Annotated in this window: 12 protein-coding genes; 6 read left to right on the top strand and 6 right to left on the bottom strand. The window is 71.0% G+C overall.

The genetic code is table 11. The annotated features are described in order from the left end of the window. Positions 1-126 precede the first annotated feature (126 nt). Together HEP81_RS40795 and mobF are read right to left on the bottom strand one after the other, a co-directional pair. Positions 127-474 (bottom strand): hypothetical protein, encoded by a 348-nt coding sequence (locus HEP81_RS40795; protein ID WP_037660497.1) that lies wholly within the window; start codon positions 472-474, stop codon positions 127-129. Beyond that, the gene (gene mobF, locus HEP81_RS40790) at positions 471-2249 is read right to left on the bottom strand and encodes a MobF family relaxase (protein WP_078967587.1); all 1779 of its coding nucleotides are present in this window, start codon (positions 2247-2249) and stop codon (positions 471-473) included. The genes HEP81_RS40795 and mobF overlap by 4 nt, the downstream gene beginning before the upstream one ends. A 219-nt stretch (positions 2250-2468) precedes the next feature. Here mobF and HEP81_RS40785 point away from each other — a divergent pair, with 219 nt between their 5' ends. The 3 genes from HEP81_RS40785 (at position 2469) to HEP81_RS40775 (ending at position 3760) form a co-directional block, all read left to right on the top strand. Continuing rightward, a complete protein-coding gene (locus tag HEP81_RS40785; RefSeq protein WP_037660496.1) occupies positions 2469-2666 on the top strand; it encodes a hypothetical protein in 198 nt (65 codons plus the stop codon). Positions 2667-2887: 221 nt separating this feature from the next. Then, positions 2888-3190 carry a hypothetical protein gene (locus HEP81_RS40780; protein ID WP_037660494.1) on the top strand — a complete coding sequence of 101 codons (303 nt, stop codon included), beginning with the start codon at positions 2888-2890 and terminating at the stop codon, positions 3188-3190. Between the two features lie 327 nt (positions 3191-3517). Beyond that, positions 3518-3760, top strand: coding sequence for a hypothetical protein (locus HEP81_RS40775; RefSeq protein WP_243279870.1), 243 nt, complete (start codon positions 3518-3520; stop codon positions 3758-3760). A gap of 16 nt (positions 3761-3776) precedes the next feature. On the opposite strand, the gene HEP81_RS40770 is transcribed toward HEP81_RS40775, so the two are convergent. Both HEP81_RS40770 and HEP81_RS40765 read right to left on the bottom strand, forming a co-directional pair. Then, complete coding sequence (locus HEP81_RS40770; protein ID WP_157854531.1) at positions 3777-3998, bottom strand: hypothetical protein; 222 nt, start codon at positions 3996-3998, stop codon at positions 3777-3779. Then, positions 3995-4969: a DNA polymerase Y family protein gene (locus HEP81_RS40765; protein ID WP_051850469.1), complete on the bottom strand. Its 975-nt coding sequence runs from the start codon at positions 4967-4969 to the stop codon at positions 3995-3997. Before HEP81_RS40765 ends, HEP81_RS40770 begins: the two co-directional genes overlap by 4 nt. Positions 4970-5094: 125 nt before the next feature. Between HEP81_RS40765 and HEP81_RS40760 the strand changes: the two genes are divergently transcribed. Next, positions 5095-5439, top strand: a complete 345-nt coding sequence (locus HEP81_RS40760) for a DUF6233 domain-containing protein (RefSeq protein WP_037660485.1) — start codon at positions 5095-5097, stop codon at positions 5437-5439. A 29-nt stretch (positions 5440-5468) separates the two neighbouring features. On the opposite strand, the gene ku is transcribed toward HEP81_RS40760, so the two are convergent. Next, entirely contained in the window at positions 5469-6401 is a 933-nt protein-coding gene (gene ku, locus HEP81_RS40755; protein WP_037660482.1) for a non-homologous end joining protein Ku, read from the bottom strand. A gap of 191 nt (positions 6402-6592) precedes the next feature. Here ku and HEP81_RS40750 point away from each other — a divergent pair, with 191 nt between their 5' ends. After that, positions 6593-7285 (top strand): hypothetical protein, encoded by a 693-nt coding sequence (locus HEP81_RS40750; RefSeq protein WP_037660479.1) that lies wholly within the window; start codon positions 6593-6595, stop codon positions 7283-7285. Positions 7286-7845: 560 nt separating this feature from the next. Then, entirely contained in the window at positions 7846-8916 is a 1071-nt protein-coding gene (locus tag HEP81_RS40745) for a hypothetical protein (RefSeq protein ID WP_157854529.1), read from the top strand. Between the two features lie 28 nt (positions 8917-8944). Here HEP81_RS40745 and HEP81_RS40740 read toward each other — a convergent pair whose 3' ends face one another. Next, positions 8945-9664: a hypothetical protein gene (locus tag HEP81_RS40740; protein WP_157854527.1), complete on the bottom strand. Its 720-nt coding sequence runs from the start codon at positions 9662-9664 to the stop codon at positions 8945-8947. Positions 9665-9720: the final 56 nt, after the last annotated feature.

The following is a 9720-nucleotide window of genomic DNA, read 5'->3' as shown; positions in this document are numbered from 1 at the left end:
GCGGTGCGCTCCGCGGTGGAGTCCATCGTCATCCGGCGCACCGGAGTGGAGTCCACTCGATGTCGTGCATCGCCATTCGATGCAGAACATCGTGGGCTCCACTCCGGTGGACGATGCTCGGCATCGTCACCACAGCCAGGCGTTGGAGTGGCGCACCCGGGACAGGGCTCGGGCGTCCCGGCGGGCGGCCGCGTTGCCGATCCGGCTCTGCCGGGAGCGCGGCCTGCGCGACTGCCCGGCGACGAGGCGGCGCTTCCCTGCGTCCCGCAGCCGCTTCCGCTGCTTGCGCAGCTCCTTCTTCTTGTCGGCCTTGGACTTCGGCTTCCGGGGCCGCTTCCAGATCGGCTGCCATCCCAGGTCTTCGTCGAGCTCGGACTCCTGGTCCTCGTCGAGCGCGGCGGCCATCTCCGGGCGGCCCGCGCGGGCGCGGGCGAGGATCTCTTCGTGGTCGGGCTGTTCTTCCGGGGTGCTCACGCGACTCCTCCTGGACTTCGGCCCGGCGTGTGCTCGATGACGGGCTGCTGGGTGTGCGGCGGCGGGACCGTCGCCGGGGCGGGCTGCGTCCGGTGGCCGTAGGCGAGGGCGCGTGCTCGCCGGCTGTCTTCGAGCGTGGCGGCCATCTGCGCGGCGGCGGCTTCGACGGTCCGGCGGGTCTGCTCCACCGTGTCGATGTCGATGCCGGACTCGGGCTCCAGGAGCAGGAGTCGGTCGGCTTTCGATCCGGTGCGGAACGGGCGGGGCTTCGACCTCGGGGCGGCGGCGGGCACGGCGACCGTGCCCGGCCGGGAGCGGGAGCCCAGACGCTCGGCACGCCGCGCAGCCCGGACCCGGGCGGCCAGGGCGCCGGCGGCGAGGCGGGCCCGCTCATACGCAGGCGCGGACCGCTTGCGGGTCAGCGGGCGCAGCACCGCCTGGTCCTCGGTGTCGCCCGGGTACAGGGCGCGCAGGTCGGCGGTCATCCTCCGGCCGCGCCCGACCGGCCGGGTGAGGTCGTCCACGGCTGCCTGCACGATCCGTTCGTCCAGACCGGGCTGGTGAGGCCGGCCGCGCAGGGCGTAGGCGAGGTGGCGGCGGGCTTCGGCGAGCAGGTGGTGGCGTGCGAAAGGGCCGCGCATCACGTAGACCACGGCGACGGTGTCCACGGCGGCCAGGGCGATGTCGACCACCGGCCGCACCCGTGCCCACACCGCCGCGGCCGCCGCTCGCGCCCGCTCCGCCAACCCGTCCACGACGTCGGCGCCGTAGGCCCGGATCGCGGACTCCCGCCATCGCTTGCGCAGCTCGGTCAGCGACAGCCGCTCCGTGCGCTTGGGCGGGCGGGTCTGGTCGGCGGCGCGGCAGGCCAGCGCGTAGGCGGCCCGCTCCCCCGGCGCGTGTCCGTGCTTCTCTTCGTACTTGGCGGTGAGGACGGGCAGCGCGTCCTCGATCTGCTGGCGGCGGGTCGACTGCCAGCCGATGAGACGCCGGTCGATCCCCGCGATCTCCATCACGGGCCGGCGGCCCGGGGTGACCTCGCGCGGCTCCCACGCCCACCCGAGCCGGGCCGTCACCTCCTCCATGAACAGAAGGGTGTAGAGGGTGTCGGCCGAGACGATGTGGGTCATCAGCGAGTCCGCCGACAGGTTGCCCCACTTCCCGTCGTGCGGCCGCCGGGCCCGGATCGACACGAGCGCGTGCGTGTGGAGCAGCGGCCTCGATTCCGTGGCCCTGGACTCGTAGTGCCTAAAGACCGCGACGATCAGCCCGTCCTTGACCCGGGCCCGCTGCTTGCCGCCCGCTTTCGAGCGGATCTCCGCGACCGACTCCTCCAGCCACGCCAGCGTCTTGTCGCGGGCGGTGTCGTCGCACAGCTCCAGCACCCGGCGATGCTCGTCGTCCATCAGGGCCCACGCGATGTGTGCCGTCGGCGGGGGCCGGAACACGAGGTCGAAGGCCAGCCAGGGGATGCGCTCCTTGGCCTTGTCGGTCTTCGGTGAGCGGTTGTGCTCGATGGGCCTGCCCAGCACGGTCGCCCGCCGTGCCTGCGCCGGGGTCCTGCCCTGCGTCAGGAGCTCGTGCTCGACCCGGTCGGCGTCCGGGTGCCGGCCTTCCCCCAGGAGGAGTTCGGCCTGTCGCTCGGTCACCACGTCCCCGGCCGCCAGGCCGAGCGCGGCCAGGCCCCGGCCCTTCCACACGCCGGGCGGAACACCGGCTTCGTCCTGGGCGGCGCGCAGCGGCGTCCCCGCCCGGCGGTGGCCGTCGCCAACCATCACCCCACGGAAGAGGTAGCGCACCCCGGCCCCCGGGCCGACCTTCGATTTGCTGATCACCGGCCCATGGAACCCCGGCCCTGACCAGCAAAAAAGCGCGATCCAGGGCACGTCCCGCCGGGCGGGAGGCCATCACCAGATCTTTACCGCAGCGCCCGCCAGGCGGGCCGTCCGGCCAGCCCGAGACGGTAAGCCGCCGGTCTGTGCACAGTCCGCCGCATGAATCAGCACCTGCTCCACGGAGACCTCTGCCCGCTGTGCAGCCGCCCGCTCACGCGGCGGATGACCACCGTCGTCCGCTCGAACGTGCCGTACCCCACCCGGACCGACCACCTGCCCCACTGCACCAGCTGCGCCAACGACCCGGCCAACACACAAAAGTGGAACGACCTGATGAACGCCCGCTACGGCAGCTGACCCAGGGCGTGCGAATACTGCGCACCGACCACACGAGCACCACCCGTCACGAAATGCGACTCCAGTCGACTCCAACGTCAACCAGCGCCAGCACGCGCCAACACACCACGACACCGACCAACCACTGAGCACACCGCGTCACCGACGCCCTTCAACACGAACAGCCACCACCGCCCCCGGCCGACTCCGGCCGGGGGCTTCGTGCGTCCTGGAGGTTCACCGTGCCCACCTACGAGACCCTGCCGCGCTTCGCCACCGACCTGGACCGCCTCACCCCAGAACAGCGCCGCAAGTTCCGCCAGACCGTGGCGGCCTTCGTCGAGGACCTGCGCACCGGCAGCTTCCGCGCCGGCCTCCGCATCAAGCGCGTTCACCGGGCGGCCGGCATCTACGAACTCACCTGGTCCATGGGCACCGGCCCCGCAGGACGCGCCACATGGCAGTACGGACCCGAGCACCGTCCCGGCACCCCGCACGTCATCTGGCGCCGCATCGGCACACACGACATCCTCACCGGGCCCTGATCGACCAGTGCAGCGTGCGAATTCGCACGGGTCCATTCGACGCCCGGCGCCGTGTGCCCAGCGCCTGCCCGGCCGCGCCTGACTCCGACAGGCCACGGAATGTAGTGGACAGGGGCCTCTACCAGTGGCGGTTACCGCCGGTCCGGAGCCGTAGTGAACACGTCCGCGTACTCGTCGGCGATACGAGCGCCCACGCTGGGGTCGTGAGCGGCGGTCGGACCTGCCCGGTGCGCCGGTCGGGCCGCCCGGTGGTTGTCGTCGCTCCACCCGGTCGGACGGCCAGTGAGATCGTCGGCCCTTCATCTCGGCCGCTTAGAATTCGTAGCCGTGGCAGAGGTCCCCGATGAGTTGATCAAGCTGGAACGATCCGCCGAGGAGGAGCGTGCGAAGCTCGCCGGCCTCACCGGCGACGAGCACAGCGCCCAGTGGCGCCGCTGGCGCGAGGCCTCCGAAAAGGCGCAGGCGGCCATCACCGCACACGCCGAAGCCACCGGGGCCAACCGCTACCAGGTCGAACAGGCGGTGAAGAAGGCCGCCCGCCACGCCGGAGAGGACCCGGCCGGCGAGTAGCCGATACTCCCGTTGCCTACCTGTGGTCGGGCCAGTCAGCCAGCACCTCACCCGTCTCTTCATCGGTGAGGACGAGACGGGCGCCGGGCATGTCGCCGTACTCGCCGATCCAGCGCCGGAACTTGTCCCGCGCGACCGCCTCGCTCCCCCACCAGCCCTGCTGCACCGGCCGGAGGCTGGTGGCGAGCAGCAGGTGGTAGCGGGCGGAGTCCGCCATACTCGCGGGGAGCTGAGTCATGAGGCGCGCCGGGCGGGCATGGCCGCTGCTGGGCCGACCGCGTCGGGGCCGAACCTGCGGCGGATGCGGTCCATGGTGTCCTCGGCGACGAGCCGGGCTTCGCGCGCCGGGTCCAAGCTGATCTGCTGGGCGACCCGGCCGGCGGCGATCAGGTCGTCTCCCTTGAGGGCGAGACCGGTGAGGCGGGCGCGTTGCAGGCCGGCGGCGTCCATCAGCTGGTAGGCCACCGTGCGCAGGTCGTCTTCGTGGGCGGAGGGCTCGGGCAGGCGTCGGGTCTTCTCCCAGCCGGTGCCGTCCGCGAACGTCAGCGTCAGGGTGAGTGCGCGGGCCGCCTGCCCGCGGCGGCGCAGCTGGAGTGCGAGCTGGACGACGAGGGAGAGGAGGGCGGAGCGGACGGCGGCGCCGTCGTGGGTGTCGCGGGGGAAGGTGTGGCGTACGGCGGTGGAGGCCGGCAGGAGGCGGGGTGTGACGGGCCGGGGGTCGATGCCGCGGGCGCGGTCGGCGGCGCGGCGGCCCATCGTCGCGCCCAGCAGGCGTTGCAGGGTGGCGGTCGGCAGGGCGGCGAGCTGGCCGACCGCGTGGATTCCGTAGCGGCGCAGGAGGGCGGCCTGGCGGGGGCCGATGCCGTGGAGGGCGGCGACGGGCAGGGGCGCGAGCCAGCCGGCGGCCCGTCCGGGATCGACGGCAAGCACGCCTCCGGCGCCGGTGATCCATGCGGAGGCGGTTGCCGCGACCGTGATGGTCGGCCCGATCCCGACCCGGACGTCGACACCGAGCTGGGCGACGGTCCGCAGGCGCAGGATCTCCCCGAGATGCTGGGGGGTGGTGCCGTGGTAGCGCAGGGCGCCCTTGAGCTCGACCAGGGCCGCGGACGGCGGAAGGGCCTGCACAACCGCGGACAGGCCAGCCAGCAGTTCGAGGACCTGCCGGTATGCCTCTCCGGACAGCTTCTCCGGGCAGCGGACATGCATCACCGTGGCCGCCCCGGCCTGCGTCCCGATATCGGTCACCCGGATCACCTCCCACCCACACGTTATCGAACAGAAAATCGAACACGCGAGTGCGGTGCAGGCAGGGCATCCCTAGAATCAAAACTATGTTCGATGATCTGCCGCCTGATCTGGACCGCCTGCGCACCCTGCGCACGTGGCACCAGATGTGGCTGCACCGCATAGATCGCAAGATCGCCCTGCTCACGCAGCGGCAGACCGAACCCGACCGCCGCCGCGCACGGCCACCCACGCCGGAATGGACCGCGGAACCCGGCACCGGACCCGGCCGCTCACCCGCCTGCGTCCACCACGGCGCCTGCGTTCTCGCCGGCCCGCGGGGCCGGCCCATCGGACGGGACGAAGCCCGGCGCCTGCTGGCCGACGGCGTACCCGCCTGCCGACGCTGCCGCCCCGACAACCGACTCGCCTTCTTCGACCCAGGGGCGTGACCAGCCAGCCCTGCGGAGCCCTTTGCTTCCTAGGCGCTGCGGGATCGGCGGGGGCGGCTGTCTGACGACTTCTTCGCGGCTGTCTTCTTGATCGCGGTCTTCCGGGCCGGCTGCTTCTTGGCGGCCGTCTTCTTCTTCGGTGCCGGCAGCTCGTGCACCTCGGCCGGTCCCGCGTCCTGGCCGCGGGACGCCTTGACCTTGCTCACCGACTCCTGGAGGGCAGACATCAGGTCCAGGATCTGGGCCGGTTGCTCCGGCTCGGGCGTTTCCGGCAGGGGCTTCTTCTCGCGCTTGGCCTCGATGATCTCGGCGACCGCTTCGGTGTAGCGGTCGTGGAACTCCGGCCCTTCCAACCGATCGACGGTCATGGTCTCCATCAGAGCGAGCGCGCCCTCGATCTCCGCCTCGGACACCTGCACCGGCGGTGGCAGCAGCCCGGCGGGATCGCGGATCTCGTCCGGCCAGTACATGGCGTGCAGGACCAGGACGTCGTCGCGGACGCGGAGGATGCCGAGACGCTCGCGGCCGGACCATGCGTACTTCGCGATTGCCACCTTGGCCGAGCGGCCGAGCGCCTGGACGAGGAGCTTGTACGGTTTGGCCGCGACCTGCCCGGCGGGCTGGAGGTAGTAGCCGTCGGAGATCCGCAGCGGGTCAACGGACTCCAGCGGCACAAAACCGTCGATCTCGATCGCCCGCGCCGTCGGCAACGGCAAGTTGTCCAGGTCCTCGTCGGTGACCGGGACGACCTGCGTCTTGGTCAGCTCGTAGCCCTTGCCAATCTCGTCCTGTGGGACCTCCCGGTCCTCCAGCTCGCACACCTTCCGGTAACGGATCCGGCCCTGATCGGCCAGGTGGTACTGGTGGAAGTGAATGCTGTGGTCCTCGGTGGCGCTGACCACGTTGATCGGCACCGTCACCAGGCCGAAGCTGATCGCGCCGCTCCAGATCGTCCGGGGCATGGGCAGACCTCCGCTCTCACCCCGAGCATCACCAGCGTACGACCGACGCACCGGACGTGTACGCCGCCGATCCACCAGACGGAGCGCCCGTTCCCCGCTTCCACTGCGGTACGGCGTGACGGGCCGGGCCGATGGGACATCATCATGCGATGGCGCGCACCACCTGCGCGTCACATCTCGTTGGGCAGGACATGAAGCTGACTACCGGGCCGGGCGGAGTCGAGACGCTGGCGGAGGAGGCCGTCGTCGCGGCATGCGCACTGGCCGACGCCGCCGACCCGTCGCAGTGGAGCGCGGGCGCGGTGGAGGACGTGGCCGCCGCCCTCGAGGTCCTGGCCGGTGCACTTGCCCAGCTCGATCCGGAGTGCGCGGAGATCCTCTCCGTCGTGCCGGCCGCAGCGGCCGCCATTGTCGAGCGCGCCGAACAGGCCGCAGCCGGGGCGAGCGAGTCCGCCGGCGGCAGAGCTACGACCGCGACAAGCGCGGCGCTGCGCCAGGCCCTCGCCACGCATGGCCTGAGCCGGGCCCGTGTCCACCAGCTCGGGGCCGCACTGGTCACAGTGACGCTGGACGCCCCTGAAGCGCAGGCCCTGGCCGTGCTCCTGCACCGAGGCGACGCCCTCCCCCGACAGGCGCAGCCGGAGGACGAGGACGGGTGGGGAGCCGGGCCGGCGGAAACCGCGGCGGCCGCGCTCGCCGACGCCGTCCGAGCACACGGCACCGGCGCATACGCGCGGGTCCTTGCCTCCGGGCAGGTGAGCGCTGGCCTCACCCCGGCGGCGGCCCAGGCTGTGGTCACGACCCTCACCGGCCGCCCTGGCGCCGCGCCTCGTGGCAAGCGGCGCGGGCTCGGGCCCGGCTTCAGCGGGGTCGCCGCCCGGTAGCGGAGGGTGCGGCGTTGTCCCAGACGTCGTGGGTGAGGGTCGGCCTTCCGAACGAGGCCGTCTATCCGCCGTGAGGGGTCGCTGTCTACTCCGGCTTCGGGCATCAGATCGCGACGGCCCGGTCGTTCTGCTGTAGCTTCGCCTCGATCTCCTCGATATGCAGGACAGCGATGTCCGGCTGGGCTTCGGCTGCCCGACGGGCAGCAGCTTTGTTGATCTTCTTCGCGGCGTCCTGGGGCCTGCGAGTGTCGGCAGGAACTCGCGCATTCGGCAGCCCACTTCGGTTGCGCCTGCATCCTTGGGCAGGAAGCCGAGTGCGACGTGCGCCATCTGGGTGGCGCGAGGGCGTGTCACGCCGGTTGCGAGCAGCCGCCGTAATCGATGTGGTCGAATTCGAGTCGTGGGCCCGGCGGGGTCCCTCCCCTGTGCTCGACCCGACATCGAGCACACCGTGGAGAAGCCAACTCGGCTGGCACCGTTGTATGGTCCGGTTCTTCCTCGTGGCTCTCTGCCGTGCGCTGTGTCGGGACGGCTCCGCGGTGGTCAGGGGCTCCGAGTCTATGAAGACAACCGTCATCGAACGTCGCGCTGAACTGCTGCGTCTGTACACCGGCCTGCCCTGGCAAGCCGCCCTGCAGCGGGTCCAGGCCGCCGCGCCTGGCTCCCTCCTCATCTCACAGCCGGGCGCCGAGCAACTGCTGCTGGAGGCCCAGGTGATGACAGCACTGGCCTGGCGTCGAATCACCACCGTGCATCCGTGGGGCATCGAATACGTCGACCCGTACTCCGACCGGCTCCTGATCCGCTTCGAGGCCGACCCGGTCGAGCGGCGCAATCCGGACGACACCCAGGCCATGGAGCTGGCCGGGGTGCTGCTGCCACGCGCCGACGAGTGCGGCGACGTCATGGGTGCGCCTGGGGCGCGTACCCACATCGAGGACGAGCAAGTGGTGCTGCGTGTGTTGGGCACGAGCGCATCCATCACACTGCAGGGGCTGGACCCCGACGAGTGGCTAGACGCGGTGGACACCCAGGATCGACAGATGCTTGCCTGCGGCATGACGCTGTGCCACCGGGACATGCCGACCCGGTGGCACCCCGCCGAGCGCCGACACCGACGGCAGCACCGCCGGGGCGCCGCAGCGTCGGCCTGGCTGCCCAGCGGGCTGCTGCGCCGGGTCGGGCTGCTCCGCACCTTGGGGGTGCCGCTGGCAGTGACCGGCTGGATCGGTAACCACGAACGCGGCGGTGGCGAACGCTGGATCATCGATCCCACGTTCGCGGAAGGCCACGGCGCCACCGGCTACCGGCGGCTCATCGCACTGCTTGCGTCACCCGGCTGGGGCTTGCCCGTCAAACCCATTGACGAGCACTGCAATTGCCATCTGCCGCCCGGCTTCAGCGACCAGTGCACCACCGTCAACGCCGTTCTAGCCGAGCACTCCGGGGTGCTGGAGGTGCGCGCCATCCATCGCCGCGGCAACCGCCTGCAGTGGATCCAGGAGCACTGCCCAGCGACCTACGCGGCACAGCAGCAGCTCGCTCTCCCCGTGCCTGCCTGGGTCGACCGCTGGCTCGAGCGTGTCGGCGTTCCAGACGCAACAACCGGCGCCGTCAGCAGCCCTCGCTGAAGCATCTGCGCTCTCAGATTACGGCGGCTCAGTCGGCGGCACCACAATGCTCCTGGTCTTTCAGGAGTGGCATCAGCGCGAGGACCCGTTCGCGTAGTGCGGGCGGCAAGTGGTCGAAGGCCTCGCCATCCTCCGGGTAGTTTCCGTAAAGCGCGTGCAGAGCCGCTTCAAGAGCTTCGTGCCGTTCCGGATGGCTCCACCCCGATCGGCTAGCGATGTCGCTGCCCACGGAATGCCAGACCAACGAGTGCTCAGGCGCTGGCTGGCCATTCAGACCAGCCAGGTGTTCTTCAACGCGTGGGGTGATGTACGCCTCCACCTGGTGGTCCTCGTTGACCTGGAGGTAACGGCGCAGGAAGTACCGCCCGACTCCCTCGTCTCGCAGGTACGCGGTGATGGTGCCGATCATCAGGTGAAGGTGCGCTGCGGCATCGGTGAGCTTGTACAGCGTCATGGCTTGCCATTCCGCGAAGTCGCTGCGCCAGCGCCCTTCGTCCATCGCATAGTGGAGGTACTTGGCGATTCGGTTGGAGTGGTATCGCACCAGTTCAGTGAGCACTTCGGGGACAGGCTCGTCGTGAAAGTAGTCGGGCCCTCTGTCAACAGGCGGATTGGCTGCTTGAGCGGCGTCATCGGTCTCGTTGGCTCGGTCTAGCCGGATCGCTGCTAGCGCGGCCGCGTATGTCTCGCCGGTTTCGGCCTGCCGTCGCCGAGCCGCGTTGGCCCGCGCCTGATTGTGGGACTGCATGATTCGTCTTCCGCGCCAGACCCGTGACCCGGCGCTGGCAGTCGGTGGTGACGCGA

Source organism: Streptomyces griseofuscus (assembly GCF_014673495.1).
GTDB lineage: Bacteria > Actinomycetota > Actinomycetes > Streptomycetales > Streptomycetaceae > Streptomyces > Streptomyces murinus.
The sequence above is the reverse complement of the archived record's forward strand: the minus strand, read 5'-3'. Positions and strand labels throughout refer to the sequence as shown.